The 24,668-nt window shown below is 59.2% G+C and carries 26 protein-coding genes; 15 read left to right on the top strand and 11 right to left on the bottom strand.

Annotated features, from left to right (window positions below; genetic code table 11):
• Positions 1-5 precede the first annotated feature (5 nt).
• Together KF767_01040 and KF767_01035 are read right to left on the bottom strand one after the other, a co-directional pair.
• Positions 6-1,031, bottom strand: coding sequence for a S8 family serine peptidase (locus tag KF767_01040; GenBank protein ID MBX3016444.1), 1,026 nt, complete (start codon positions 1,029-1,031; stop codon positions 6-8).
• A 93-nt stretch (positions 1,032-1,124) separates the two neighbouring features.
• Complete coding sequence (locus tag KF767_01035; protein ID MBX3016443.1) at positions 1,125-2,600, bottom strand: hypothetical protein; 1,476 nt, start codon at positions 2,598-2,600, stop codon at positions 1,125-1,127.
• A 154-nt stretch (positions 2,601-2,754) separates the two neighbouring features.
• On the opposite strand from KF767_01035, the gene KF767_01030 reads away from it, so the two are divergent.
• From KF767_01030 to KF767_01010, 5 genes are all read left to right on the top strand, one after another.
• Entirely contained in the window at positions 2,755-3,633 is an 879-nt protein-coding gene (locus KF767_01030; GenBank protein ID MBX3016442.1) for a hypothetical protein, read from the top strand.
• 125 nt (positions 3,634-3,758) lie between these two features.
• Entirely contained in the window at positions 3,759-4,151 is a 393-nt protein-coding gene (locus KF767_01025; protein MBX3016441.1) for a DUF2089 domain-containing protein, read from the top strand.
• Positions 4,141-5,058 (top strand): pentapeptide repeat-containing protein, encoded by a 918-nt coding sequence (locus tag KF767_01020; GenBank protein MBX3016440.1) that lies wholly within the window; start codon positions 4,141-4,143, stop codon positions 5,056-5,058. Before KF767_01025 ends, KF767_01020 begins: the two co-directional genes overlap by 11 nt.
• A gap of 345 nt (positions 5,059-5,403) precedes the next feature.
• Entirely contained in the window at positions 5,404-5,808 is a 405-nt protein-coding gene (locus tag KF767_01015) for a hypothetical protein (GenBank protein MBX3016439.1), read from the top strand.
• The gene (locus KF767_01010) at positions 5,805-6,494 is read left to right on the top strand and encodes an HTTM domain-containing protein (protein ID MBX3016438.1); all 690 of its coding nucleotides are present in this window, start codon (positions 5,805-5,807) and stop codon (positions 6,492-6,494) included. The genes KF767_01015 and KF767_01010 overlap by 4 nt, the downstream gene beginning before the upstream one ends.
• Here the strand turns inward: KF767_01010 and KF767_01005 are convergent.
• Positions 6,491-7,702 (bottom strand): EAL domain-containing protein, encoded by a 1,212-nt coding sequence (locus KF767_01005; protein ID MBX3016437.1) that lies wholly within the window; start codon positions 7,700-7,702, stop codon positions 6,491-6,493. The genes KF767_01010 and KF767_01005 overlap by 4 nt on opposite strands.
• Before the next feature lie 181 nt (positions 7,703-7,883).
• On the opposite strand from KF767_01005, the gene KF767_01000 reads away from it, so the two are divergent.
• Entirely contained in the window at positions 7,884-9,080 is a 1,197-nt protein-coding gene (locus tag KF767_01000) for a hypothetical protein (GenBank protein MBX3016436.1), read from the top strand.
• A gap of 18 nt (positions 9,081-9,098) precedes the next feature.
• Here the strand turns inward: KF767_01000 and KF767_00995 are convergent, their stop codons facing one another.
• Positions 9,099-9,851, bottom strand: a complete 753-nt coding sequence (locus KF767_00995) for a hypothetical protein (GenBank protein MBX3016435.1) — start codon at positions 9,849-9,851, stop codon at positions 9,099-9,101.
• Between the two features lie 165 nt (positions 9,852-10,016).
• On the opposite strand from KF767_00995, the gene KF767_00990 reads away from it, so the two are divergent.
• The 3 genes from KF767_00990 to KF767_00980 are packed head-to-tail and all read left to right on the top strand — an operon-like array spanning position 10,017 to position 11,327.
• Positions 10,017-10,559, top strand: a complete 543-nt coding sequence (locus KF767_00990; GenBank protein MBX3016434.1) for a hypothetical protein — start codon at positions 10,017-10,019, stop codon at positions 10,557-10,559.
• A complete protein-coding gene (locus tag KF767_00985) occupies positions 10,559-10,795 on the top strand; it encodes a helix-turn-helix transcriptional regulator (GenBank protein MBX3016433.1) in 237 nt (78 codons plus the stop codon). Before KF767_00990 ends, KF767_00985 begins: the two co-directional genes overlap by 1 nt.
• 13 nt (positions 10,796-10,808) lie before the next feature.
• Entirely contained in the window at positions 10,809-11,327 is a 519-nt protein-coding gene (locus KF767_00980) for a hypothetical protein (protein MBX3016432.1), read from the top strand.
• Here KF767_00980 and KF767_00975 read toward each other — a convergent pair.
• From KF767_00975 to KF767_00965, 3 genes are all read right to left on the bottom strand, one after another.
• On the bottom strand, positions 11,324-12,907 hold the full coding sequence (locus tag KF767_00975; GenBank protein MBX3016431.1) for a transglycosylase SLT domain-containing protein: 1,584 nt from the start codon (positions 12,905-12,907) through the stop codon (positions 11,324-11,326). The two genes, KF767_00980 and KF767_00975, sit on opposite strands and share 4 nt — an antisense overlap.
• On the bottom strand, positions 12,904-13,281 hold the full coding sequence (locus KF767_00970) for a BlaI/MecI/CopY family transcriptional regulator (GenBank protein ID MBX3016430.1): 378 nt from the start codon (positions 13,279-13,281) through the stop codon (positions 12,904-12,906). Before KF767_00970 ends, KF767_00975 begins: the two co-directional genes overlap by 4 nt.
• Before the next feature lie 69 nt (positions 13,282-13,350).
• Positions 13,351-13,962 carry a glutathione S-transferase family protein gene (locus tag KF767_00965; GenBank protein MBX3016429.1) on the bottom strand — a complete coding sequence of 204 codons (612 nt, stop codon included), beginning with the start codon at positions 13,960-13,962 and terminating at the stop codon, positions 13,351-13,353.
• 46 nt (positions 13,963-14,008) lie between these two features.
• Here KF767_00965 and KF767_00960 point away from each other — a divergent pair, with 46 nt between their 5' ends.
• Positions 14,009-15,274, top strand: a complete 1,266-nt coding sequence (locus KF767_00960; protein MBX3016428.1) for an FAD-dependent oxidoreductase — start codon at positions 14,009-14,011, stop codon at positions 15,272-15,274.
• Between the two features lie 17 nt (positions 15,275-15,291).
• On the opposite strand, the gene KF767_00955 is transcribed toward KF767_00960, so the two are convergent.
• Positions 15,292-16,257, bottom strand: a complete 966-nt coding sequence (locus KF767_00955; GenBank protein MBX3016427.1) for a lytic murein transglycosylase — start codon at positions 16,255-16,257, stop codon at positions 15,292-15,294.
• A 110-nt stretch (positions 16,258-16,367) separates the two neighbouring features.
• Between KF767_00955 and KF767_00950 the strand changes: the two genes are divergently transcribed.
• The 4 genes from KF767_00950 to KF767_00935 all read left to right on the top strand — a co-directional run bounded on the left by KF767_00950 (position 16,368) and on the right by KF767_00935 (position 19,942).
• Positions 16,368-17,522, top strand: a complete 1,155-nt coding sequence (locus KF767_00950) for a DUF2817 domain-containing protein (protein MBX3016426.1) — start codon at positions 16,368-16,370, stop codon at positions 17,520-17,522.
• A 19-nt stretch (positions 17,523-17,541) separates the two neighbouring features.
• Positions 17,542-18,000 carry a DUF4442 domain-containing protein gene (locus tag KF767_00945; protein ID MBX3016425.1) on the top strand — a complete coding sequence of 153 codons (459 nt, stop codon included), beginning with the start codon at positions 17,542-17,544 and terminating at the stop codon, positions 17,998-18,000.
• A gap of 68 nt (positions 18,001-18,068) precedes the next feature.
• Entirely contained in the window at positions 18,069-18,686 is a 618-nt protein-coding gene (locus KF767_00940; protein MBX3016424.1) for a type 1 glutamine amidotransferase, read from the top strand.
• A gap of 2 nt (positions 18,687-18,688) precedes the next feature.
• Positions 18,689-19,942 (top strand): FAD-binding oxidoreductase, encoded by a 1,254-nt coding sequence (locus KF767_00935; GenBank protein MBX3016423.1) that lies wholly within the window; start codon positions 18,689-18,691, stop codon positions 19,940-19,942.
• 23 nt (positions 19,943-19,965) lie between these two features.
• On the opposite strand, the gene KF767_00930 is transcribed toward KF767_00935, so the two are convergent.
• Positions 19,966-20,814 (bottom strand): EcsC family protein, encoded by an 849-nt coding sequence (locus KF767_00930; protein ID MBX3016422.1) that lies wholly within the window; start codon positions 20,812-20,814, stop codon positions 19,966-19,968.
• On the bottom strand, positions 20,811-21,488 hold the full coding sequence (locus KF767_00925) for a glutathione S-transferase (GenBank protein MBX3016421.1): 678 nt from the start codon (positions 21,486-21,488) through the stop codon (positions 20,811-20,813). The genes KF767_00930 and KF767_00925 overlap by 4 nt, the downstream gene beginning before the upstream one ends.
• Before the next feature lie 49 nt (positions 21,489-21,537).
• On the opposite strand from KF767_00925, the gene KF767_00920 reads away from it, so the two are divergent.
• Positions 21,538-23,544, top strand: a complete 2,007-nt coding sequence (locus tag KF767_00920; protein MBX3016420.1) for a response regulator — start codon at positions 21,538-21,540, stop codon at positions 23,542-23,544.
• On the opposite strand, the gene KF767_00915 is transcribed toward KF767_00920, so the two are convergent.
• On the bottom strand, positions 23,529-24,656 hold the full coding sequence (locus KF767_00915) for a YcaQ family DNA glycosylase (protein ID MBX3016419.1): 1,128 nt from the start codon (positions 24,654-24,656) through the stop codon (positions 23,529-23,531). The two genes, KF767_00920 and KF767_00915, sit on opposite strands and share 16 nt — an antisense overlap.
• Between the last annotated feature and the right edge of the window lie 12 nt (positions 24,657-24,668).

Below are 24,668 nucleotides of genomic sequence, written 5' to 3'. Positions count from 1 at the left end.
GCGGGCTATTTGCCCGCGGTCTTCAGCGCGTCGACTTGTCCCGCGCCCTGCAAACTGGAAGAGAATCCCAAATCGTTCACGCCCAATGACTTCGTTCCTTTCGCCAAACGCATCGCGATCATGCCCGCCGCGAACGGTGCCGCCATGCTGGTGCCGCTCATATTGACGGTGCCTCCGCCCGCCCGCGCGCCCTGGATCGACTGTCCCGGCGCCACGTAACCCAGACCCGCGCCGCGATTCGAGAAGCTCGCGATCTGTTTCGAACTTGTGGTCGCGCCGACCGAGACGACGCCGGGATAAGCGGCCGGATAACTGATCGAGCCGCCCTCGTTACCCGAAGCGGCGACGACGATCACGCCCGCCGAACGCGCGTCACGAACCGCGCGGCGCATGACCTCCGAAGGAAAGTCCGAACCTAGGCTCATGTTGATGACGTGCGCGCCTTGTTTCACGCAAGACTCCACCGCTTGCGCGATCCAATCCGAGTCGCCGACGCCGTCATCACCCAAAGCTTTGACCGAAATGATTTTCGCCGAGGTCGCACTCGCACCGATATCGGTCGAACCCGCGATCAGGCTGGCCACGTGGGTGCCGTGCCCTTGGCGATCGTACTCGTTCGAACCGGGCACCTTGCTGGTCGCGCTGTGCACTTTGCCTTTGAGCAAACTGTGATTGCGGTCGATGCCGGTATCCACGACGCAGACTTTTTTGCCGGCGCCTTTCGTGTTCGAAAGCTTGTGCGCTTCGGGAACTTTCATCGCGCCCGACGCCCACGTCGCGTCCGCGTGGGGCGTTTCGTCGACCCAGCCGGTGACTTTGAATTGCACGACGCGCTCGATGACCATCCCTTCGGCGCGCATCTCGTCCGCTTCTTCCGCGGTGAGATCCATCGTCAGGATGCGCGATTCACCTTGCAGGTACGCGTGCAGCTCTTCGCTCAAGGGTTGTTCGGGATCGTCGTAGATCACGTATTTGTCGGCTTGGGCGAACCAAGGTAATGCCAGCAACGTAAGAATGACGGCGAAGCGCATACGAACCTCCGGGGTGATGAAGTTTTATCTTCACCACCGGGCGAAGGCCTGGGCAGGGAAACCCGCGCGCCGGGGCCGAATCTCGACTTTTGCCTATGCGAGAAAATTGTAGCGAATGGAAGCGCCACTACCGTAGCGGCCCAGCAAATTCTTTTCAACGGCGCGTGACAGCCAGCTACGCGCACTCGACGCCGATTTCGCCATGACGGTGGCGGCTTCGGCGGTGGCGAAATCGCGGCCCTCGAAATGCTTCCGTAAAAAAGCGACCTGCACGGCGTCCGCATCCAGATTCAGCTCTTGATTGCGCACCCACAAGCGACCCGGCGCCGTCCAACGTAAGGAATAGCGGCCGCCGTCCTCGTCGATACGGAAAGGCCACTTCAGTTCCGTGATCAGCTGGCGGGCTTCGCCGATCTGCTGATGCACGCGGTTCATGGAGGTTTGCGGATTGAAACGCTCGTCGGCGAAGATGCGCGCGAAGATCTCGCCGCCACGGAAGGGACGGTAGTAATCGCTCGCCAGCAGCAAGATCAAGCGGTGCGCGAGCCCCGCGCGACCGTCGCCGATGTCCTCCAGCACGATGTCCAAGCCCTCGGCCGCCGGCCGCGACATGATGACATCGGTCGTGACCCAGGTTTCCGCGGGCGGCGTCCACTGTAAGTTGCGCTCCAGATTGCGGCGGTAACTGGCGAACGGCGTGCCGAAATAAACCCAGCACGCGAGCTCTTGCGTGGGCGCGATTCGCAGCGCTTGCGAATCGAGATCGCGCAAAGTTTCCCAGTGGCCAAGTTGTAAAGCTTCGGACCGGGCCTCTTGGATATTCTCGATCGAGTGATCCCGACGCGCGCGCGCGATCGCCTGCCACTTCGAGATAAACAACGAGTCCGCCGAGTTGGATTCGGGAATCAGCTCACGCGCCGAGGCCAAGGACTCGAGCGCTTCGTTGAATTGTCCTTTCGCCACCCGACTCTGCGCCTGGATCTCGTATGCGTTACCTAGAAGTAACGTGTGCCCCTGCGCGCGCAGCTCCGCTTCGAGCGCAGTCGCCGAGGCCTCCAGATGATCGTGCTGTCCCGTGATCAACAAACACTCCAGGCGATTCAGGCGCGCGACCAAGCGACGGTAAGGATCGCCGGGATTTTCTTCCGTGCGCGCGAGAAAAGAATCGATCCACCCCAAAGCGGCATCGTAATCCCAAGAGACGATCGCCCCGAAGGCGAGATACAAATCCGCTTCGGGATACGCCTTCGCGTCGATACCGCCCAAAATGCCCATCGCTTCACGCACGGCGCCCACGCGCTGAAGCCCGACGCCGTATTCGATCAGATCTTGCGCAAGCGCATCGCGACGAAGCTCCCCGTCCAGCAGCACGTTCTCGGAAAGGATCCGTAATCCGAGCGGCGCAAGCCCCACGCGGCGGCACAAGTTGGCGAACCGGTGTCGCAGAACTTCGGGAACCGTGGGCGCTTCGATGTCGCGCAAGGCATTTTGCACGTCGGCGATCCGGCCGCCCTTAATTTGGGCGTCGAGTTCTTCCAGCTCGGTGGACCAGTCCCGCGTCTTCGACATTCCTCAAGGCTAACGCTCAGCTCGAAGCTACGGTAGACAAAATTTCGACGTCAAAAAGTTCGCGTCTCAGGGCGGGACGAATCCCCGCTAACCTCGCGGAAAATTGGAAATATTCGGCTTCGTCTGCCAGACTTTGTAGACCGGGGGATTTCGGATGAAGCGTCTACTTGTCATCGCATCCATTCTATTTTCGGTGACCGCATTTCAGAACTGCTCGCAGCAATTCTCGAACGCCTTGAAGACGGCGGTCGGCAATGGCGATCCCCACCAAGGCATCGACGTTCCCGTCGAGCCGCCTCCGCCCTCGGATGATTCCGATGTTGATCGCGCCGCCGGAGCGAAGGGACCCGCGGATACATCTTTCGGCGTCTACGCCTTGGCCGATGAGACCAACGGTTGTGGTGGCGCGACGAGGTCCTCCGTAAAAATTCAGGCGATGGTGCGCATCACGACGGCCGGTCTGTCTTGGGAACGTCACGACTGTTCTCCCGCACGCGGGAAAAGCGCGAACGGCGTCGCCTACTTCGAAGCTCGGACCTACAATGCGGCCGTCGTGCAATCCAGACTCTTGCAGGGTTCGGATCTGAAATCGTCGAACGTCAATCGGTCGGGAATGTACGACGTCCTGTGCACGAACGCGCCCGGTGACCAAGCCCCTCCGGCGAGTCAACCCATCGTCGAGATCCTCGTGCAAAAACACGCGGACAGCTTGGCGGCCGAAGCGCCCGGCAAGGCGTTTGTGTACGGCGACAAGCTGAACTTGAAACGCAAAGTGCACGTGCGGATCATGCGCAATCGCATGGGCCCCATCGGCAAGTACGTCATCACCACGGCGGTCGAGAACCGCCCGAAGCCCAAGCTCGAAATCACGGCGGGCAATCCGTCGAAGACGACCGGCAATTACATCGTGCTGAAGGGCGACCAAGCCCTGTTCCGCAGTAATACCGCGGCGACCGTTTCGGTGCGCGTGGGGACCGAGCACTTCAAGAACATGGGCCTGCGTTGCTACCGGAACCGCAACAATCTGCCGTAGGCCCCCTCACGCTTGATCGCATCAAGTCCTTGAAAATGGGGTTGAATTCAATATTTTTCCCCTCAATAATTAATTTATTTAACTTCAATATTGAATTATTTAATATCTGACCGCAGTTTGGGGGCATGAAAAGCATCCCGCTTCTGTCCGATTGCCCCCACTGCCGAACACCACTGACCGTCCGCCGCCTGGAGTGCGGCGACTGCGGCCTCAGCGTCGAAGCCCACTTCCAAACCGATCCTCTGCAGCTTCTGAACGGCGACGAGCTTCACTTCGTGCGTCTGTTCCTGCACTGCGAAGGCAGTATCCGCGACATGGAGAAGGCCCTGGGCATCAGCTACCCGACCGTGAAAGCGCGGCTTTCCGCGATCAATATGAAGCTCGCGGCCACACCGACCACCGCACCGCCCTCGACACCGCCGCGTGAACGCACCGTCCTCGATCAACTGGCCGAGGGCGAAGTCGATTTCGAAACCGCATTAAAATCTCTTAAGAAAGGAAAGTCCGATGCGCGCTGAAATTCAGAAAATTCTTGAAATGCAGGCGAGCGGAAAGATCTCGCAAGAGCAAGCCGCCGAGCTTTTGAGCGCGCTGATCGAACCCCTCGCGGAAAAGACGGACGCGAAAGATACCCACAATCCCCAAGACTTATCCCCCGAGTTTTCCACCGAGAAGCTTGGCGAGTTCATCGAACACCTCGTTCAAGGCGCCCTGAAAGGGAAAATCGGAACGATGGCCGGGAAGTTTGGTGCGGCAAAAATCAAAATCAGCGACGATGGCGCCGCAGGAAACCGCGTGAACGCCTCGAAGTTCACGATGCCCGAAGGGGAAGATTTTGAATTCACCGACAATGACATCAATCTATCGGAGATCTCGGAACTCAAAATGAGCGAAGGCTCCGAGTTCAGCGACAACCGCCTACAAGCTTCGACCCTTGCCCATGTCGGACTGCGCGCCTCGATGATGACCGATACGACGTTGAATGGCAGCTCGTGGGATGGGGTCACCTTGGACGACACCGAGTTTTCCGATCTGAAATTTCAAGGCTGCAAACTTTTGAAAAGCGAGTTCGCTTCGACGCAGCTGAACGATGCCCAGCTGCACGGCTGCCACTTGCGCAACGCGAACTTCAAAAGCTGCGAAATTTCGGACCTGCAGTTCCATGGCTGCCAGTGGACGCGCGCCGAATGGCGGAACTGCGTTCTTTCCGATATGCAGATCCACGGCGGTCAGTTCCAGGACGCGACTTGGGCCGACGTCGAATTGAGCGACGGTCAGATCCGCGGTTGCGATTTCACGAACTGTGAGCTGCGGAACATCGAAGTTTCCGACTTCAAGTGGCAGGACGTCGACTTCTCGAATCAGAAGATCGACGGCAACAAAGCGCTCTCGGAATTTTTGGCAAAAAAAAGCCCTCCCCGTTAAGGGAGGGCTTACGCTTCGTTCGGGGAGGTTGTCGATGCATTATGTTTTAACTAACTTGGTCCTTCTTTCAGTTTAAGAACACGATCACTAGAACTCGAGCCACCGGCATTTTGTTTCTTCATCGTTGAGTCAAAGTTGTGAAAACAAAGCTGTCGTATAAGTGGGTCGTCAGGGTGGGTGGTCCGAATCCTAGTGCTCGTCTCCTTCTTTATTTCCAGTTCGCTGCCTATGAATACATTCTGCCCGGGTCCCACCCAAACCTCGACTGATCAGAACTGGCGGCCGTTCCCACGATGAGACACAAATTGACTCGCCTTGAATCACCGGCGAGCCTATCCCACATCCATGAAGCGTTGGCTGGCCCCCGTCCTTATTCCGTCCTGGCGTTTTTTCGACCGCATCGGCACCGGCATCCGTTTGGAGTACGCGTGGGTGCCCCACCCCCTCGCGGATCATCTGGGCGCTTGGCGCGAGTATCGCCCCCGCCCCGCGCGCGTGCCGGGGCTGCGGGCGCTGGGCCACATCTTCCTCAATGCCGCCGGTAACGAACGCCTATACGTGTACGGTCGCGCCGAAAAGGTGCTGACCGAAGAGTCCGCCCGTGCGGTCAACGACATTCAAGAGCGGATCCATGACTACGACCCACCCCCGCCGAAGCGGCCCTTCCTGATTTTTCGTCTGACCGATCGTGAAGATGACGACCTGCTTTTCGTCTCGGAAGCCCGACGCTTCGACAAGGAAACGTCATGACCTTCGAATCGGCGCTACGCCTGTGCGGAATTTTGGTGGGCTTCGCGTTCTTCCTGCAAAGCCTGGAGCATCTGCACCGTCCGCGCGATGGTCGCGCTTTTTTCGCCGCGCGCGCGTTCACGAGCCTCTGGCTGATGAGCGGAATCTTCGCGCCGGTCGCGGCCGCGGTGCTGTTCATCTTCGGCATCGAGAGTTTGCGCAAATTTGACGGCCCCTACAACGGCGGCAGCGATCGTATGGGACTGCTCGTGCTGTGGACGGTGCTGATCGGCGAGCTCGCGACTTGGCCCCTCGTGCGCGAGGTCGCTTTCGGTTACCTGGCCCTGCAACTGGTTTTGTCGTACTTCATGGCGGGGCTCGTGAAAATCCGCGATCCCCAATGGCGAAACGGTGAGGCCATGGCCCGCATCTTTCGCGCTTCGATCTATCCGGTCAGCGACTCGCGGCGCGCCTGGGGCGACCGGCCGGGACTGATGTTCGCGTTGGGCTGGGGAACCTTGGCTTTCGAGCTGCTGTTTCCGTTGGCGCTGATACGCCCCGAATCCCTACTGGTGGCGCTGGGACTGGCCTTCACGTTCCATATCGCGAACGCGTTCATCTTGGGACTCAACCGCTTCGTCTGGACGTGGCTCGCGGCTTTTCCCGCGCTGATCTGGTTTCAAGCGAAAATGATGGGGCTCGTTTAGGCCGCAGATTGCTGCGAGCCCGCGCCCAGGAACTTCAAAAGATCGTCGAGCGCCTGCGGACGTGCGTACAGATAACCCTGCGCGTACTGGCAGCCCATCTCACGCATCGCTTTCGCCATCTCTTCGGTTTCGATGCCTTCCGCGACGGATTCGATCCGCATGTCCTTACACAGCTGCACCATACACTTCACCAGCGCGTGCGAACGCGGATCCGAGTTCGCGCCCCGGGTGAAGCTTTGATCGATCTTCAGATTGCTGACTTTCAGATTTTTCAAGTACGACAGCGAAGAATAGCCGGTGCCGAAATCGTCCAACGAGATCCCGTAACCCAGCTGACGGCACTGCTCGACCATTTCGATCGCGCGCGCTCCGTCGATGAAGATCCGCTCGGTGATCTCGAGTTTGAGCTGCTCCGTGGTCGCACCGTAGCGCTGGCGGATTTCTTCCAGATTCTTCAAGTAGGCGGGATCCATGAATTGACGACCCGACACGTTCACGCTCATGAAAAAGGAGCGTCCGGTCGCCGCTTCGATTTTCTTCAAATCGGCGATGGCGGTCTCTTGAATCCAACGACCCAAAGGCACGATCAAGGACGACTCTTCCGCCACTTTCATGAAAAGATCGGGACGCATCGGCCCCAGGGTCGGCGAGTTCCAACGGATCAACGCCTCGAAACCCAGGATCTCGGAATTTTTCATGTCGACGATGGGCTGATAATGCAAACGGAACTCACGCTCTTGGAAGGCTTTGTGCAGCTCGATCTCGAAGCGCACTTCATTGATCGCGCTTTTGCCTTCGCCGGGCTGACCACCCTCGTCGCTGCCGGTATCCGAACCCGCCGACTGTAGCGACGAAACGAGCTTCGCGTTCATCGAACGCGTGCGTTTGATCAAAAGCAGAACGAGCAAACGCACCACCGAGTCGGACTGGTGGATGCGGTTGTAAAGCTGATCGCTGGAGACCACGCACAAACGCGTGTCTTCCATGCAACGCGCGGTGCCCGCGCGCGGAAGGCCGTCCAAGATCGCCATCTCTCCGAAAATCTCGCCGACGCCCATGATCGAAACGGGGAAGCTGTCGCCGTTTTTCTCGAGCGAAATCTGCACGCGCCCTTCCTCGATGATGTAGGCGCAGTTGCCGTCCTCACCCTGGCGGAAGATCACGTCACCGGCTTTGAAATCACGGAATAGGATATTGCTCTGTTGCATGTTGAAGTTTTCGGATTCCGTGAAGAATTCCCTAAGTCCGGATCCCACCTGGACCTCTTTACAAAGATGACTAAGAGCTACGCAGAGGGCCCTTCGGCCGGTGCGAATGGGTTCCAACCCAAGGCCAAAGTCCTGGCGCCGATCTTGCTCAAGGGAGTCCGTCACTCCCAAGGAGGACAAAATGAACCACTCGCTTCTGCGCGCCGCCGCCTTCTCGTTGATGGCCGCCGCCAGTGCCTCGGCGAAAGCCGCCTTCTTCACCGCCGACGTGCCGAATCCGAACGCCGGGGCCGGTCGCGGCACCCACCTGATCGTGGTCGGTAAAGGCCTCGAGGTCGGGGACCAGTGGCTGCGCGCCGCCCACACCCAAGCGATGATCTTCAAGGATCGTCGCGGCCTGGGCCAGATCAAGATCATCTCGGCGATCGAAAACGCCAACTACTCCACCCTGGTTAAAAATTGGGGCTACACCAACGTGAAGGCCTTCAACCGCACGATGACCGGGAACGAAGTCCTGGGACAGATCTTCGCGGTCGCGAACACCTCCATGATCGAGTCGATCGACTTCGTCGGGCACAACGGCGCGTTCTTCGGCTTCGCGCTCGAGGACTACAACAACCGGTTCTACCTGACGCACGCGAAAGAGCTCGCGAAGATCCGTCACCGCATGTCCGCGGACGCGATCGTGCGTCTGATGGGCTGCAATACCGGCTGGTACCTGGCGCCCGCGGTGGCGAACGCGCTGAACGTACCGACCGCCGGCACCTTCACTTACTCCGACATCCAAGAGCTGCACAGCTCGGGCGAGTGGTTTTACCATGACGCCGGTCGCTTCCCGACGGGCGGCAGCTGGGTGAAAACGAACCCGATCTCGTTCAGCGAAACGAAGACCTGCATCGCCAAAGGCGGCTGTATGCGCCTGAAGGTCGTGAACTCCAACTACCAAGGTCGCCACGGCAGCTACGGCGGCACCCTGCCGTTCATGAAATACTTCTGCGGCGGTTTGGGCACGAACGACTGTCACCGTCGTATGGCGAAGGGCTTGATCCACGCCATCGGTGTGAAGGGCGTGACCGGCAAACCCTCGCTGAATGACTTCAGCGAAATGGTCGCCGACGAGTTCTGTCCCGCGTTTATCGACGATCTGAAACGTCAGTCCTGCCGCAAAAAAGTCGTCGAGCACATGCTGGGCATCAACGTCTTGCCCGCGACGTTCTCGACGGTGACCGGCACTTCGATGACGTGCGATTTCCAATCGTGCCAGATGAAGAAGGACTGCTCGAGCGGTTCGTGCGTCGTGACCTCGTCCACGCAAGGCCCTTCGCGCACCTACGTCAACGAATTGAACGCGTTCCGCCGCGGTTACGATTTGATGTAAACGACGGGGCGCTCGCGATCAGCGGGTGCCCTCTTCGACCGCGCTCCGCGAACCGGCAGGTTCGGCAGAGGGCGCGGGCGCGGGCGCAGACGAGTATTTGGCGTTGATCGCCGAAAGCCTCTCTCGGAAAGCCTGACTTCCGATCCGGAAGCACGGCCGCGCGGCCCCGATCGGTTGCCGCACTTGTTTCGACATATCCTCGAATTGATCCGCGATCAGTTTTTCGATCTCGGTCGTGCTCAAAGGTTTCATTTTCGCGGCGTCGAGTTCGGTTTCGTTCGGACCGATCTTCGTGGTCTGCGTTCCGCCCGAGGACGATCCGAACCCCTGAAGCATCAAACCAAAGGCCGACGAACGCGAAAAGCGCAGACTCACGCGCTGATCGAAGTCTTCCTGCTGCGGCTGATTGCGCAACACGATCTCATGCGAGACGTTCGATCCCAGCTTCGCCCCCGCCGTCCCGCCGGTTTTCATGTCCCGCGTGGTGGGAAAACGAAGCTCGGTCTTCACACCCGTGATGGGGCGCTTCTTCCAGTCAACGAGATAGAAATCGACGACGTCTTCGCGACCTTCCGTACGGACGGGACTCAGTATTCCCATCTGCCCCGAAGCGTGAAGATTCGTACGAAACCGGCGAGAAGGCTTTTCCCCGTCGGCGCTACGAAGCGTGTCCAACGACCTTTCCAGAGAGCCGAAGCAATCCGCGTAGGCGGAGTGTTCCATATTTTGGGCCGGAGCCGAAACGACGAAGGCGAAAAGAAGTTCGATCATTCTTTTATCATGTCCGACCTTCCATGAATTCGGCGCGAAGTTTCAAAAAGACCCGCAAATCCTGGACTTAGCGGAGGGGTATGAAATTCCACCAAGATCGTTGATTATTACATGATTATCATGTAATTATAGCGGCGAATCGTTGAAACCAAAGGGAGGGACTTCATGTCACAAAACACCTTACTCAAAAGCCTGGAGCGCCTGTTCGTCGCGATCGGTGCCTTCGCCGTGGCGGTCGCCCTCGTGGGCGTGGTCGTCACCGTTTACCAATACCACTCATTGACCAGCGCGACCGGAATCGCGGGCGCGGCGGCACGCGCGATGCTCGAACAGATGTCGCCGCTGCCCCAATTCAAAACTTTGGTCAGCACGCTGAGCGAGGCCTTTCTGGCGTTTCTGGTGGCGGGCATCTTCTCGATGATCCGCACGAAAAACGCCGCGAACCGCGAACGCAACGACCGCCTGATGCACATGACTTGCTTCGGCTACGTCTTGACCGGACTGATCGGCTTCGCCTCGTGGATCCACTGGATCTTTTCGGCGAACTTTTCGTTCATGGACAACGAGCTGATCGGCGACGCCTTGCAAGTCAGCGGTTTGGGACTCATGGGTCTGAACACGCTGACGCCGTTCATCTACGCCATCACGGTCTACGTGCTTTACACGCAGATGGCGCGCCTGGTGAACTTCGAATCCGAGGTGATTTGATGATCAAGGTGAAACTCGCGGTGCTCCTCGCGCAGAAGGAGATGAAACTCAAAGACCTCGAAGAAAAAACCGGCATCGCCCTGAACAACCTTTCGGTTTTGAAGACCGGTAAAGCCAAGGCGATCCGTTTTTCAACGCTGGAAGAAATCTGCCGGGCGCTCGACTGCCAACCCGGCGACCTGTTGGAGTACGTGCCCGGCGCGACTCCGGACGACGACGACGAAACCGAAGACTAAAAGGAGAAAAGAAATGACGAGCGTTATCGCGATCACCCTGATGCTGGCCTGCGGATCCACCACCGATTGCATCGAGTTCCCCACCGCCGAAGGCGGAATCACGCGCCTGCAGCCCGACGTCAAAATGACGTTGCAAGAGTCCGACATGGCCGAGTTCTACCTTTCCATGAATCAGTACGATCAGCCGAATCTGTCGATGAACCTGCACGACGAAGCGGCTTCCCGACTGGCGGAGCTCACGACGAATCACGTCGGCGAAGACCTCGCGATGGTGGTCGAAGGCAAAGTCGTCACCGAGGCGCGCATCGTTTCGCCCATCACGCAAGGCCGCGTGCAGATGAATCCCGGTGCGGGCAAACAGCCCTTCTGGGAAAAGGTGCCGTGGATGATGGAAAAGCTCGGCCAAGTGAAAGCCGACGACCATGCGGCCACCCGTCGAAACTACGGGCTTTACATCGGGGCCGCGACGGCGCTGTTGGTGGGCGCCGCCGCGTACTTGTTAATGGGACGTCGGCGTAAAAAACGGGCCTAGTCCAAAACTTCGGGGCGGCCCAAAATCATGACGGCCGCCGTGAGTTTCGCGAGGTAGCGCACGTCGCCCTCGTAACCCCGGTCGATCAAGGTCCACGCGTCACGCGAACCGGTCTTTTCGATCCCTTGCTGAACGCGGCTTTCCCCAATGTTGTACGCGAGCAGCGCGAGTTCCCAATCCTGAAAGCGCTGATGATTCGCGGTCAGGTAGCGAAAAGCGGCATCGGTCAGTTTGCGTTCATCCAGTCGCTCGTCGACCGCGGCGTCCACCCGCAGACCGAAGTTCCGCGCCGTTTGCGGAATGAACTGCCAAAGCCCCGCCCCTAAGCCGACGCCGGGAGCGCGCGGCGCTTGTTTCAGATTGCGGTACCCGCTTTCCACGACGGGAACGGCCATCAGCTCGGGCGGCAAGCGCCGGGCGACCACTTCTTTTTCGATCATCGCTTGATAGGTGCGCATCCGTTCAAGGGTCTCGCGCATTTTCGTGCGTTGCCGTGAATCGCCGAGCACCCGGTTGAGCTCCTCGACGACCGCGGCGTTCACGTTCACGCGAAAGCCCGGCGTCAGCTCCAGCGACGAGGCCCAGGCCCGCGCTTCGGCATGTGAAACGCGGCGGTCCTTCAGTCCCGCGCGCGCCACCAATGAGGTCGCACCCAAAGTGACCGCGAGCGCCACGCCCATCGCGACAAAAATCCATTTTTTCGTTCTTTGTGGTTGAAACATCCTGTTCATCCTTTGTTTGAGTTGTGGTTCCCGCGCCCCGCCCAGAAAGCCGGGTGCGCACTCCGGTTTCCGTTCAAGACCCAAGGCCCGTTCCGCCGCCTGTAGGAGGCAGCGTCCATAATTGACGACATCAATTCTTTCGCGATCGAGGAGCGCCTCATCGCACGCGAACTCTTGCGCGGCGATCACCTCGGCGCGCCAGAGCCGGTAAGCGGGATTCAGCGCGAACACGCCGTCCAGAAGCGCGATCCCCCACTGCCACCATGGATCGCGATGACGGGCGTGTTGCAGTTCATGGGCAAGGCTTAAACGCAGTTCCCGCGGCCGCGCGGCCAGCTCTTGCGGCAATACGATCCGTACGCCGCGCAAGCTTTCGGCGTAAATGAAAGGGATGTCCGCGCTGTCCGAGAAGACGACGTGCACGTGCCCCATCCGCTTGAAGCCGTAATGATCCTTCGCCTGTTGGCGTAACCGCGAAGCTTCGCCGACCAGTCGCCAAAGGCGCATCATGAAACCGAACGCGCTGACCGCGATCAACCCCCACAACAAAGGCCGCCACGGATCAAACGCGAGCAATGCGCGCGGTGGAGGTGACGTCGGCGTCACCGGAGTCAAATTGATGACCGGCGCGCTCACCGCGGCGGCGTCACGCACAAAGCGCGGCGCCTCGACGACCGCGAAGTCCTGCGGCGCGAAGACGGCGAAACAAGTCAGCAGCAAAGTCGCGACGACGGAATAAAGTCCGAAACGACGAAGCGCCCCGCCCGCCCCGTTTCCCGCACGCAGTCCGCGCAAAGCGAACGCGACCGGCACGAAAGCGACGTGCATCAACAAAAGCCAAAGCCCGAAGTCGTTCACGTTTTGCCTCCGCGCAAAAGCTCGCGCATCTCTTCGATCTCTTGGGCCGAAAGTCCCCCGCGATCGATCAACGCCTTCACGAGTTCCAACGGAGTTCCATCGAAGACTTTGTCGACGACGTGGCGTACGGCTTCGGTTTCGTAGTCGGATTTTTTCAGCGCGGGGGTGTAAACGTGCCCCCGCCCTTCTTTGCGCGTTCGCACCGCGCCCTTTTGCTCCAAAATCCGCAAGATGGTCGAAACGGAGGTGTAGGCCAGGTCCCGCCCCGCCGGCAGTGCCGCGAGGACGTCGTTCACGCTCCCTTCGCCCCGGCGCCAGAGAATCGTCATGAGTTCGAGTTCGGTTTCGGTCAGCAGACGTTCGTTTTTAGCCATGCAAGGATCATCAACTAAGAACTTAGTTGATTGCAACTAAAAACTTAGTTGAACTGGATCCGGGTGAGCTTACGGCTCGGCCCGGGCCCCGTCATACCATTCGCGCAGAGCCTGATGGTTCAAAATGCGGGCGGCGTATGCGCTCAAGGCTTCGTCGAGCGGAACCGCATAGGTGTCAAAGCGGCAAACCACCGGCGCGTACATCGCGTCGACGATGGAAAAGTCCTCCATCAAAAACGGTCCCCCCGATTGGGCCAAAGCGTCCCGCCAGATTTCTTGCACACGCTCGATATCCGCCCGCGCGGATTCTAGATCATGACCGGGAATTTTCATCTTGGCCTGAAACGGCAGCTGCTCGCGCAAGGCGCTGAATCCACTGTGCATCTCGGCCGTCAGCGAACGCGCGACGGCGCGACGTTGGGGATCGGCAGGATACATCCGCTTTTCGGGGAAACGTTCGTTCAAATACTCCATGATCGCCAAGGAATCCCAAATCGCTAGCCCTTCGGTCAAAAGCACGGGAACGCGCGCGGCCGACGAGTACCGCAAGATCTCGTCGCGGGTGCCGGGTTGATCCAACCGGATGCGGACTTCCTGGAACGCAACCCCGAAGTGCTTCATCAGCAACCAGGGCCGCAAAGACCAACTGGAAAGGGCTTTATCGCCAATCACGAGTTTCATGTCCGCATGTTGACCAAACCCGGACGGGGTGGCAGTCTCCGTCGCCATGTCCAATCGTAAAGTCGATGTCTTGCTGATCGGTGGCGGTATCATTGGAACCAGTCTGGCGCGCCAGCTTCAATCCGAAGGCCGCAAGGTCCTTTTGATCGAACGCGGAGGCATCGCGGCCGGCAGCTCTTACGGCAACGCGGGTTGGGTCACGCCCTGCTTCGCGATGCCGCTTCCCCAACCCGGAATGATGATGAAAGCGATGGGCTGGCTGCTCGACAAAGAGAGCCCCTTCTACATCAAACCCGAGTTCAGCTGGGGCCTGTTCAAATGGCTGATGACCTTCGGCCTGAACGCGAATCAAAAGAAGATGGAGTCTTCGATCAAAGTGCTGGCCGAGATTTCAAAAATCTCGATCCGCAATTACGAAGAGCTCGCGAAACGTCGGCCCAACATGGCGTTCGAGCGCCGCGGTCTTTTGATGGTCAGCGGGACCGAGTCGGGTCTGCACCACGCCGAGATGGAACTCGAACAGATGCAGCAGAACGGCATCACCGGCCGCAAGATGGGACAAGAGGAAGTGCTCGCGTTCGAGCCTTCTTTGCGTTCACTCGTGAAAGGCGGCGTCTACTTCGACCAAGAGGCGCAAGTCGAACCCTTCGCGACGACCAAAGAAATGCATGAAGAGTTCCTCGCCCTCGGCGGCGAAAGCATGCTGCACACCGAGGTTTTCGATTTCGTACGCACCGGCGACCGCATCACCCAGGTCATCACCACGCAAGGAAACTTCGAACCCGAACTCGTCGTCATGGCGGCGGGCAGCTGGTCCCCCGCATTGGCGAAGCAACTGGGCCTGAATGTCCCGATCCTCGGCGGCAAAGGCTATTCGATGATCCTCGAAGACCAGTCACTTCACGACGGCGACGTGAAACCCAAGTACCCGATCATGATCGTCGAGCGCAAAATCGCGGTCACGCCCCGCGCGGGCTCGACCCGTCTGGCGGGAACGCTGGAGCTCGTGAATCAAGACTTCGGCATCTCGCCCCACCGCGTGCGCGCGATCCAAAAAGGCTCGGAAGAGTATTTGAAGATCCACAGCCGCGACAACGTCAGCGACATCTGGCGCGGTCTGCGTCCCTGCACGCCCGACGGCGTACCCGTCATCGGCAAATCATCGAAGACGTCGAACCTGTTCTACAACATGGGTCACCAGATGCTGGGACTGCAAAGCGCGCCCGGTTCGGCGCAGCTCGCGGCCGAGCTGATCCAGGGCCGCACGCCCTGCGTGGACCCGGTCCCGTTCCGCGCCGAACGCTTCGAATAAGCGTCGGCGCCGATCGCTCAATTTTTCGGTTTTTTAGGTGAGGTCGGCTCGAAGATGTCGCCCTCGGAAGCGAGCCCCCGCGCGGCGGGCGCCGCCGGTGAATCCGCGCGTACCCGGCGCGCGATTTCGAGAATACTTTCCGCGTAGTCACGGCTTTGATTGTAGCGCATCAGCGCTTTCACGTGCGTGTCTTCCTTTTCGGTCTTCCAACCGTGAACGTGCAGATAGTTACCCACGCTCAAAATCGCATCCTCGACGTCGAAAAGATTGGGCGCGGCTTCCGCCCGGTTCGTGGCCGCCCAGATCTTGTAACTCGACGGAATGAACTGCGGCATCCCGAAGGCTCCGGCGAACGAACCTTTCAGCTCGGCCAGGTCTTTCATCTTCCGCGTGCGGATGTGATTCAGCGCCTGCAACTGCTCCATCGCCCAGTCGGAGCGGCTTTTCGAACGACGTTTGATCTGCGCGATCAATTCCTTGCGCGTATACTTCTTTTCGGTGTTCCGCTCCAGGGCGATCTTCAGAAGCTCCGCGCGGTTCTCCGGACGGTGCGCTTGCAGCAGATGCAAATACACGCTCGGAACGTGGAACGAACCGGTCAACGAACCGTGCCGGGTCTCGATCCACAGAAGTCCCGAGATCACCTCGCGCGGTACGCCGTAGCGCTCTTCCACGGCGTCGAAAGCCGTCGCGTTTTTCGCGATGAAGGCCGTGCTGTTCGCGACCGCATCGTCGGTCACGAGCTTCATGTGCGCCGGGGGGCGCATGAACGTCAGCAAATTCAGCGTCAGCACGCGCTCGAACGACTTTTTGTCGTAAGACGTCTTCAGCATTTGCACGAACGCCGGCGGCAACCCCTTCTTCTTCATTTGCCCCTCGGCCCACGAAAAATCGGGTTTCATTTGTTTTTTGGCGGCCTGCGCTTGCGAGAAGAAAACGCCGGACAACACCGCGAGGAGGAGAAGACGAGTGATTAGACGCATTTCGATATTTTATATCCGATCGACCGGAGCGCCAAACCGGCGGCTCATTTCCGGACTTCGGGCGGTGAAAAAGAATTTGGCAGTCCGGAGCCCCGGGGCTAGAAATAGGTATGGAGCTTCTAACGAACGATCTCGCCTACTTTAGTTCAAATTATTTTGAGGGACGCCGCCGTTTCCTGGAAAGTACGCGCGGCTTGCCCCTGGATACGCAGCGGGCGCGCTGGAGCGTCCCCAGTCGAACCGAGACCGATCTGAGCGTCGACTCCGTTTATCTTCCGGCGACCGCGCCGGGCGCGAACCTGCTCGTGATGCTTTCCGGAGTGCACGGTCTGGAGGGTTACGCCGGCAGCGCGATCCAGTCGATGTTCATTAACGAAATCTTACCACGTCTGGACCGGCGAAAGTTCGGGGTCCTGCTCGTGCATTCGCTGAATCCTTTCGGTTTCAAAAACCATCTTCGCAATACCGAAAATCATGTGAATTTGAACCGCAACTGCTCGACCCGCCCGGATCTTTACCGCGAGCGCAATGCGGACTCTCTCAAAATGAGCGAACGTTTCATTCCGCGCACGGCGGTCGACTCGATGACCTGCAGCCTGGTGCAAAAACGCAATCAACGGGACGGGCGCATCCACTTCGACGACGTCTCCATGGACAACTTCATCAAGGCCGTGGGCATCGGCCAATGGGAAAACGCCGCGGGACTCGAATTCGGCGGATTTCAAAACGAGCCCCAGATCGCGGACCTCATCGCGGAGCTGCGCGTACGGATGCCGGAATACCGGGACGTCCTGCTGTTCGATTTGCACACCGGCCTCGGCGAACGCGGACGCCTGCATCTTTTGACCGGCGACGTGGAAGGTTCGGTCGATCCCACGTTCTTCAATGAGCTCTTCAAGCCGAGTGAAGACGCCGCAATCTACGATTACACGTCCGCCGACACCGAGGGTTTCTACAAGACCCTGGGCGCGACCAACAACATCTTCCCCGAACTGGCGCGTCCCGGTCAGCGCGTTTGCGCATTGACCATGGAGTTCGGCACCTTGGGGCACGGACTGGACGATCAAGTGCGCAGCCTGAACCAGTGGCTGCTCGAACACCAAGGCACGCATTACGGCTACGCGAACGACGAACTCGGCACGAAGATCCGCGCCGACTACCTCGAGAAGTTCTTCCCCGCGGCGGCCGACTGGCGCATGATGGTGATTGCGACGTCGCGCGCGCTTTTCCAGAAAGTTTTCGGACGGGCGGGCGCGCTCAACTGAGATCGAACCAGGAGCGGCCATGGATACACGTAAAGTCTACGATAAGATGATTCGCTGGCCGGGTGGTCGGTGGTTGTTTTCGAAAATCGTGTGCCAGACCGCCCCCTACTTCCACAGCATCCGGCCTTCGGTGCTGGAGCTTTCGGACCACCGCTGCGTGATCGGCGTGAAGAAGCGTCGTCGTGTTTACAATCACATCGGCACCGTTCACGCGATCGCGAACTGCAACGCGGCTGAACTCGCGATGGGACTCTTGATGCAAGCGAGCCTCCCCGCGCACCTCCGCTGGATTCCGAAAGGGATGACCGTCGGCTACTTGAAAAAGGCCGACACCGACATCCGCGCGGTATGCGATTACCCCCAAATCTTGACCGCCGAACCCGGCGATCACCGCGTTCCGGTCAAAATTCTGAGCACCCGCGACGAGGTCGTCGTCGAGGCCGAAATTTTGGTCTACGTCAGCCTCAAGAAGGGCTGAGCAGGGGACTTTTACCCCATCCTCGGCGGGCATGGCCTATGCTCAATCTCCCGCCAGGTGAGGTGAACATGGCCTGGAACGAAAAATCCGCAAAATCTCTTAAAGGAAAACGCATCGCGATCGTCGCCACGAACGGTTTCGAGGAATCCGAGCTCTTCGAGCCGTTGAAAGCCCTGCGCGACGCCGATGCGGACGTGGAAATTATCTCGCCCAAGGCGGGAAAAATCCGCGCCTGGAAAGACAACGATTGGGGTTCTTCCATCGCCGTCGATCGCGTCGTGCAAGAGGCGACTCCCGAAGACTATGACGGACTCGTCCTCCCCGGCGGCGTGATCAACTCCGACAAACTGCGCGGCGAAGCCGACGTGGTGAGCTTCGTGAAAAGCATCGCCGAAAACGGCACGCCCATCGCGGCGATCTGTCATGCGGCGTGGACCTTGATCGAAACCGGTTGCGTGAGCGGTCACGAGATGACCTCTTGGCCGTCCCTGAAAACCGATTTGCAAAATGCCGGCGCCAATTGGGTCGACCGCGAAGTGGTCACCGATCACGGCTGGGTGACCAGCCGTAAACCCGACGACCTGCCCGCCTTCAATCAAAAGATGATCGAAGAATTCGGCGAGGGAAAACATCCGCCGCAACGCTCAACCTCGATCGGCGAGTCGCTCAACGTCGGCCGTCTTTAGGTATGGAGCTCGTATCCCCCCAACCGTTCTGGCGATTGAAGAACGGACTCGGTGCGAGCCTGCCGCGATTCGAGGCCGATACCGAATGTGAAGTTTTGATCGTGGGCGGCGGCATCTCGGGCCTCTTGACCGCGCACGCTCTCACACGGGTGGGCGTCGACACGATGTTGATCGACGCCTGGGATTTCGCCGCGGCTTCAACCTCGGCCAGCACGGCGCTTTTGATGTACGAGCTGGACACTCCTCTGGTGGAACTTGCGCGTCTGCGTGGCGAAGACGTCGCCCGCGCCGTCTACCGGGAATCCGCTCGTTCCGTGGACGCCTTCGCGCGTTTGGCCGCGGACGTGGGACATCGCGATTTCCGCTGGCGTGAGAGCGTCTTTTTAGCTTCGACCCCGGACGACGTCGACCTGCTGGAACGCGAATACCTCGCCCGTAAATCCATCGGCCTCGAGATCGAGCGGCTCGAAACCGCCACCTTACGCGAGCGGTATGGCTTCACGAATCCCCTCGCGCTGAAATCCGCCAAGGCCGCCGAGATCGATCCCTACGTCTTTTGCTATCAGCTGTTGGATGCCGCGCTCATTCAAGGCCTCAAGGCCTACGACCGCGCCGAAATGACGGGTTTGAATCTACCCAAGGACGGCGGGCGGATCACCGCGAAAATCAATGGAGAGCACCAAATCCACGCCCGACACTTGATCTTGGCGACCGGTTACGCGGCCGCCGCTTATTTGCCGGACGATTTCCTGACGCTGAAGTCGACTTTCGCCATGGCGACCAAGCCGCTCGCCGACGCCGAAAAATTTCTGCGGGGCTCCCTGATCTGGGAGTCTTCCCACCCTTACTGCTACGTGCGTGGAACGATGGACGGCCGATTGGTGATCGGTGGGCTCGATGAGGACTTCAAAAATTCCGAACTCCGCGATCGCCTTCTACCCATGAAGCAAAAAGCGTTGGCGAAAAAACTCCAAGACTTTTTCCCCGATCTCGAACTTGAACCCGGCTACGGTTGGGCGGGTACCTTCTGCGAAACGCCCGACGGTATGCCGCTGATCGGAACGCCGCCCGGTCTTCGCAACGTCCACTTCGCTTTAGGTTATGGCGGAAACGGGGTGACGTTCAGCCTGCTCGCGGCCGAAATTCTGACCGATCTCGTGCGTGGAAAAACCCATCCCACGGCGGAGCTCTTCTCGTTCGCGCGTCTTGAGACTCCGCGCACGCAACCGCGTTTTCAACTACCAGCGGAGCGATAGCGTTGCCGCCAGTACGGGTTTCGTCATGCCGACACCCTCCGGGACATCCGCAAACGCAGCTCGTCCTGCACCGCCTGGGTGCCGTACTTCTTTTCCATCGCGCGGATGGCGAAATGGAATTTTCCGGCCGTGACGAAATACTGCGCGAACGCGTAGTTCAGGGCGCCGCCGCCGACCGCGCCGATGACCGGTATCGCCTCGCTGACGGCCTTTTGCGTAATGCGAATCTGGAACGTTTCGGCGACCTTGGCGATCAAACGCACCAAGACCGGCATGGAGCCTTTGTCCAAGGCCGTGAGCAGATCCTTCGCCGAAAGCCCCACGGCCGCCGCGCCCGCTTGCTGAATCAACTGCGAAAATGCCAAGCGACTGGCGAAGTAGGAAGAGTTCAAGGCATCGTCTTTTTCGCTGGGCGAACCCATCGCGAAGACCATGATGCACTCGAGTTGAATTTCCGGATCGCGGAGGTCCAATCCCGCCAACCGAGCTTGATCGGCGATGCCACGTAAAAGAAGAACCGTCGTCATCGGCAGCTCCACCGGAATCGCGGCCAGCCCGAACGCTCCGCCCGCCGCGCCGGTCACCGTGGCAAGACCGCGATGCAGCCAATCCGAAGTTCGCGCACGCTCCGTGGTCAGCGGTCCCGTCTCTTTCGGAAGGGTCGTCAGCGCCACGCCGAGCGCCTTACGGATCGCCGCCTCGCTCGCCTTCTGAATCATCCCTTGCGCCTTCGGCGGCAGCTTCTTTTGCAGAGCCTCGATCGGATGTCCGATGAAGTTCAGCCCCTGAATCACGAGTCCCGGATCCTGAAAGAAAACGGCGGCCTCGTCCAAAGTTTTCGATTCGATGGCGCTCAGGGCGGGTTCGATCATCGTTCATCTCCAGGAATCTCGAAGGTTCCGCCTTTCGCGAGCGCGCGCTGGTACGCGGGACGCGCTTCAAATCGGCGAACGAAATCGACCAACCGCGGGCACACGGATTTGATATTGCCGCGCGCGAGCAGAGCCTGCACCGGGAAACTCATCTGGATATCGGCGGCCGAAAATTCGCCGGCGAACCAATCACGTCCTTCAAGCTCGCTCTCAAGATACTCGGCATGCGCTTTGATCTGCGGCGTGATCAAAAAACTGAAGACCTTCTGACTGAGTTGCCTCACGATCGGCCGCACGAAAAACGGCATCGGCTCTTTCGGCATCTTCCCGAAGATCAAAGCCAACAGGAGTGGCGACATTAAGGATCCTTCAGCGTAATGCATGAAGTAAGTGAAGCGACGACGATCCGCGCTCCCCACGGCCGGCCGGAAACGCCCTTGGCCATAGGTTTCCAGCAGATACTCGAGAATCGCGCCGGACTCGGCCACGATGACGCCTTCGTCTTCCAGTACGGGCGATTTCCCCAGGGGGTGGATCCGCTTCAGTTCCGCCGGCGCCAGCATCGTACGCGGATGACGCTCATAGAAAACGATCTCGTAGGGAAGATCCAGCTCTTCCAAAAGCCAAAGAACGCGCTGAGATCGGGAATTGTTCAGATGGTGCAAGCGGATCATGGGAACAATATGAAGTTGCCGGGCGCCTTCATGCAAGGTGAAATGCGGAATGCTCAAGTCGTGGCGCAATCTCTCGGTCTCAAAGAAGCTGTACGCCGTTTTCGGCGTCATGGCCCTTTTGATTCTGTTAGAGCTTATGGCTTTGAACTTCGCGATGAACACGCTTTCGGCCGTGCGCGCCTTCGTCGAAGGCGAGGCCCTTTGGTCCAAGGCGCAAAAGAACGCGATCCATTCGCTGCACCAGTACGCGTTGACCCAGGACCCCAAGTACTATCAGGAATTTCGGGACAATCTCGCGGTCCCGATGGGCGATCACCAAGCAAGGATGGAGTTGCAAAATCCCCGTCCCGACCGTCAGCGCATGTTCGACGGCTTCGTCCAAGGCGGCATCCACCCGCACGACATCGACAAAGTCATCAACCTGCTGACGCGTTTTCATAACGTCAGCTACATCTCGCGCGCGGTCGAAGTCTGGACGGCCGGCGACGATCTCGTGCAGGAGCTGATCGTCGCCGCCGAAGAGCTGCGGCAAGCCGTCGAATCCACGGACGACCCACACCGCCTGAGCGCCGCGCTCGCCCGGATCGGGGTCATCAACGTCGAACTCACTAAACTCGAAATCGAATTCTCAAAAACCCTCGGTGAAGGTTCGCGCTGGCTGGAAAACCTTCTTTTTTTGATCCTGCTGGCCGCCGTCCTGACCGTGGAAAGCACGGGTTTGATCCTGACCTTCTCTTTCAGTCGCAACCTGAACCGCTCGCTGGTCGATCTGACCGAAGCCGCGCAGGCCGTTGGCCGTGGGGATTTTTCGCGGACCGTGCCCGTCCGCGCGCAAGACGAGCTCGGGCAACTGGCCGCGGCGCTGAACCGCATGACGGCCGACCTCCAACGCAACATCGGTCAACGCCGTGAAGCCGAAATGGCCAGCGAGACGAAATCGAAATTCCTTGCGAACGTCAGTCATGAATTGCGCACTCCCTTGGGCGTCATCATGGGTTACGTCGAGCTGCTCAAAGACCCTAAGCTCAACGAAACCGATCGGCGCAAATACCTCGAAACCGTCGATCACACGGGTAAAACCCTTCACCGTATCGTGAACGACATTCTGGACATCTCGAAAGTCGAAGCGGGCCACCTCGATATCCGAATCACGAGCTTCGACTTTCAAGAGCTCGTCGACGAAATCCAGCGACTGATGATTTTGAAAGCCGAAAGTCGTCAAACCGAACTTCAATTCCAACAGACCGGCGAAATTCCCCGCACGATCGCGACCGACCGCGATCGGTTGCTGCAGATTTTGGTGAACCTGATCAACAACGCCCTCAAATTCACCGAAAACGGCAAGGTCACGATTCGCTACTGGGTCGCGCAGGGAAGTTTACATTTCGAAGTTCAGGATACGGGCGTTGGGATCGCCCCGGAATTTCAAGATCGTCTTTTCCAACGCTTCCAGCACGCGGGCGAACGTATGCCCGGTCAGGAAGGCGCCGGTTTGGGCCTCGCCCTTTCGCTCGGCATCGCGCGCGAGCTGGGCGGCGACGTTCATCTCAAGGATAGCCGACCCGGTTTCGGCTCGACCTTCGCGCTGTACGTTCACCTTCATCCCACGGGCGAAACGGTGTCGCCCCCGCCCGCATCGGGTCCCGACCACTTCGAGCGTCTGCGCGGACGCCGCGTGCTGGTCGTCGACGATGCTCCCGACAATCAGATGATCATCCAGCTTTTCTTGGTGAAGGAAGGCGTCGAAGTCACGACCGCGAACGACGGCCGCGACGGAGTGGCGGCCGCCATGAGCCGCGAGGTCGACCTGATTCTGATGGACATGCAGATGCCGGTGATGAACGGCTTCGACGCGACCCGGGAGCTGCGCCGACGCGGTTTTGATCGCCCCATCGTCGCCTTCACCGCCAACGCGATGAAAGGTGACGAGGCCCGCTGCCTGGACGCCGGCTGCAACGCCATCATCACGAAGCCGATCGATCCCCCGCACCTCTTGCGGACGATCGCGCGGCTTTTGCCGCCCCCCGCCCTGCGCGACGATCAGTCGCCGAACTGAAATTTCGCGAACGGATCGAGCGCCTCTTCGATGCGTTTTTTCATCGAAGCCGATTTGAATTTTTTAAGCCACGTCCACTGCTGGATTTTCAGTTCACCGAGCACGCGGTCCGCTTTGAGGTCGATCACGGCCACGATTTGATCGTCGGCTAGGACGGGCAGACCGAAATAACCGAATTTGCGTTTCGCCTCGGTCACGTAGGCCTCAAAAATGTGTTCGTAATCGAAAATGGCGTGCAGGCGTTTGCGCGGAACGATCAAGGGATCGTAAGGCGAAAGCAAGTGCACCAGATGCGGCTCGGTGATTTTGCGCTCAAGATCCGCCGGGCGAACGAAAAATTCGGGTTTCACGACGCCATCGATTTTGATGGGGACCAGCTCTTTGCGTGCGACCCGTTTCGCCAGTTCCTTGGCGACATCGGGTTTCGCTTTCGCCCGCATATAACAAATCGAATCCAGGCTCACGAAGCCCTGCGCGGTGAGCGCGCGATCGATCCGGTAATTGGCGACTTCCGTTTCGGTCGCCGAGTCGGGCCGTCGTTCCCAACCGAAATGACGGTCCGTCAATTCGTAACGCTTGAGCATGCCGATCCGCTCGCTGACCGTGAACTCGCCGGCGTAAAAGCCCCACTCCAACGCCTTTTTGGACGGCTTCCGGCTGCCCCACGGATGCGCCTTTTCCAGCAGGATATCGTCATCAATATCCCGAATGGAAGTCGCGCCGGTTTCTTTGATCAAGCAGTGGACTTTACGGTACTCGGCCGAGCCCTTCACTTTCGCGAAGTAGCGGGACGGCGTCAGCTTCGTACGTTTCATCGCGGGCATGAAGTAACGAAAGTTTTCGGTCGGCAGATAACCCAGGGCGTGGGTGAAATATTCGAAGACGGTTTTTTCACGCGACTGCGCGGCCCGTAGATCCAAGCGCTGGTAACCGGGAATGCGACTGTACAGAACGTGATGGTGACAGCGCTCGATCACGTTGATGGTGTCGATCTGGACGAAGCCAAGATGGCGGATGGCCTTGGCGACGGCCGCCGAGCCCTCCCCGAAGGGCGACGGCACGTTCAGTTTCTGCGCATCGATCCAAAGCCGTCTTGCGTCCCGCACTTTCATGGGATGGGTCTA

The organism is Pseudobdellovibrionaceae bacterium, from assembly GCA_019637875.1.
Classification (GTDB): Bacteria; Bdellovibrionota; Bdellovibrionia; order Bdellovibrionales; family Bdellovibrionaceae; genus JAHBUW01.
The sequence above is the reverse complement of the archived record's forward strand: the minus strand, read 5'-3'. Positions and strand labels throughout refer to the sequence as shown.

Excerpts from the sequence above, each read along its gene's own strand:
- KF767_00950 (MBX3016426.1), top strand. The coding sequence starts at position 16,368 with ATGGAGCTTCTAACGAACGATCTCGCCTACTTTAGTTCAAATTATTTT.
- KF767_00970 (MBX3016430.1), bottom strand. The coding sequence starts at position 13,281 with ATGGCTAAAAACGAACGTCTGCTGACCGAAACCGAACTCGAACTCATG.
- KF767_00995 (MBX3016435.1), bottom strand. The coding sequence starts at position 9,851 with ATGATCGAACTTCTTTTCGCCTTCGTCGTTTCGGCTCCGGCCCAAAAT.
- KF767_00955 (MBX3016427.1), bottom strand. The coding sequence starts at position 16,257 with ATGCGTCTAATCACTCGTCTTCTCCTCCTCGCGGTGTTGTCCGGCGTT.
- KF767_00980 (MBX3016432.1), top strand. The coding sequence starts at position 10,809 with ATGACGAGCGTTATCGCGATCACCCTGATGCTGGCCTGCGGATCCACC.
- KF767_00940 (MBX3016424.1), top strand. The coding sequence starts at position 18,069 with ATGGCCTGGAACGAAAAATCCGCAAAATCTCTTAAAGGAAAACGCATC.
- KF767_01030 (MBX3016442.1), top strand. The coding sequence starts at position 2,755 with ATGAAGCGTCTACTTGTCATCGCATCCATTCTATTTTCGGTGACCGCA.
- KF767_01015 (MBX3016439.1), top strand. The coding sequence starts at position 5,404 with ATGAAGCGTTGGCTGGCCCCCGTCCTTATTCCGTCCTGGCGTTTTTTC.
- KF767_01010 (MBX3016438.1), top strand. The coding sequence starts at position 5,805 with ATGACCTTCGAATCGGCGCTACGCCTGTGCGGAATTTTGGTGGGCTTC.
- KF767_00990 (MBX3016434.1), top strand. The coding sequence starts at position 10,017 with ATGTCACAAAACACCTTACTCAAAAGCCTGGAGCGCCTGTTCGTCGCG.
- KF767_00985 (MBX3016433.1), top strand. The coding sequence starts at position 10,559 with ATGATCAAGGTGAAACTCGCGGTGCTCCTCGCGCAGAAGGAGATGAAA.
- KF767_00935 (MBX3016423.1), top strand. The coding sequence starts at position 18,689 with ATGGAGCTCGTATCCCCCCAACCGTTCTGGCGATTGAAGAACGGACTC.
- KF767_00915 (MBX3016419.1), bottom strand. The coding sequence starts at position 24,656 with ATGAAAGTGCGGGACGCAAGACGGCTTTGGATCGATGCGCAGAAACTG.
- KF767_01025 (MBX3016441.1), top strand. The coding sequence starts at position 3,759 with ATGAAAAGCATCCCGCTTCTGTCCGATTGCCCCCACTGCCGAACACCA.
- KF767_01020 (MBX3016440.1), top strand. The coding sequence starts at position 4,141 with ATGCGCGCTGAAATTCAGAAAATTCTTGAAATGCAGGCGAGCGGAAAG.
- KF767_00925 (MBX3016421.1), bottom strand. The coding sequence starts at position 21,488 with ATGATCCGCTTGCACCATCTGAACAATTCCCGATCTCAGCGCGTTCTT.
- KF767_01005 (MBX3016437.1), bottom strand. The coding sequence starts at position 7,702 with ATGCAACAGAGCAATATCCTATTCCGTGATTTCAAAGCCGGTGACGTG.
- KF767_00945 (MBX3016425.1), top strand. The coding sequence starts at position 17,542 with ATGGATACACGTAAAGTCTACGATAAGATGATTCGCTGGCCGGGTGGT.
- KF767_01035 (MBX3016443.1), bottom strand. The coding sequence starts at position 2,600 with ATGTCGAAGACGCGGGACTGGTCCACCGAGCTGGAAGAACTCGACGCC.
- KF767_01040 (MBX3016444.1), bottom strand. The coding sequence starts at position 1,031 with ATGCGCTTCGCCGTCATTCTTACGTTGCTGGCATTACCTTGGTTCGCC.
- KF767_00930 (MBX3016422.1), bottom strand. The coding sequence starts at position 20,814 with ATGATCGAACCCGCCCTGAGCGCCATCGAATCGAAAACTTTGGACGAG.
- KF767_00920 (MBX3016420.1), top strand. The coding sequence starts at position 21,538 with ATGCTCAAGTCGTGGCGCAATCTCTCGGTCTCAAAGAAGCTGTACGCC.
- KF767_01000 (MBX3016436.1), top strand. The coding sequence starts at position 7,884 with ATGAACCACTCGCTTCTGCGCGCCGCCGCCTTCTCGTTGATGGCCGCC.
- KF767_00965 (MBX3016429.1), bottom strand. The coding sequence starts at position 13,962 with ATGAAACTCGTGATTGGCGATAAAGCCCTTTCCAGTTGGTCTTTGCGG.
- KF767_00960 (MBX3016428.1), top strand. The coding sequence starts at position 14,009 with ATGTCCAATCGTAAAGTCGATGTCTTGCTGATCGGTGGCGGTATCATT.